Annotated in this window: 1 protein-coding gene; it reads right to left on the bottom strand. The window is 63.1% G+C overall.

Annotated features, from left to right (window positions below):
* The coding region (locus tag D3H34_RS33695) for a lyase family protein (RefSeq protein ID WP_286186604.1) at positions 1-393 on the bottom strand (393 nt) is incomplete at its 3' end.
* Between the last annotated feature and the right edge of the window lie 146 nt (positions 394-539).

The following is a 539-nucleotide window of genomic DNA, read 5'->3' as shown; positions in this document are numbered from 1 at the left end:
ATGCACCAGCCGGCCTTCGCCGCGCTCGCCGCCCAGCAGCTCGCTAGCGCGGTTGGCCAGCACCTCGTTGACGTTCATGTTGCTCTGCGTGCCCGAGCCGGTCTGCCAGACGACCAGCGGGAACTGTTCGTCATGCTGGCCGGCGATCACTTCGTCGGCCGCGGCGACGATGGCCTGGGCCTTGGCCGCGTCGAGCAGACCCAGCTGCTGGTTGACCACGGCCGAAGCGCGCTTGACCTGGGCCAGCGCCCGGATCAGTTCGAGCGGCTGGCGCTCGCCCGAAATGTCGAAATTCTGCAGCGAACGCTGGGTTTGCGCCCCCCAGAGCCGGTCGGCCTGGACCTCGATGGGGCCGAAAGTGTCACGTTCCTGTCGCGTAGCCGGTTGCGTCATCCACAAGTCTCCATAAGGGTTGAATGGAAAAAACCATCAATGAATGATACCCATTCTCAATGGCATATTGGCAATGCACTCTGTCGCCTCCCCCGAAGACGCGAACGACCCGCAATTCGGGGGGCCGCATACGCGTCAAGTTTTAT

It is taken from the genome of Acidovorax cavernicola (assembly GCF_003581445.1).
Note: the sequence above shows the minus strand (reverse complement) of the source record. Positions and strands in the feature narration are given on the sequence as shown.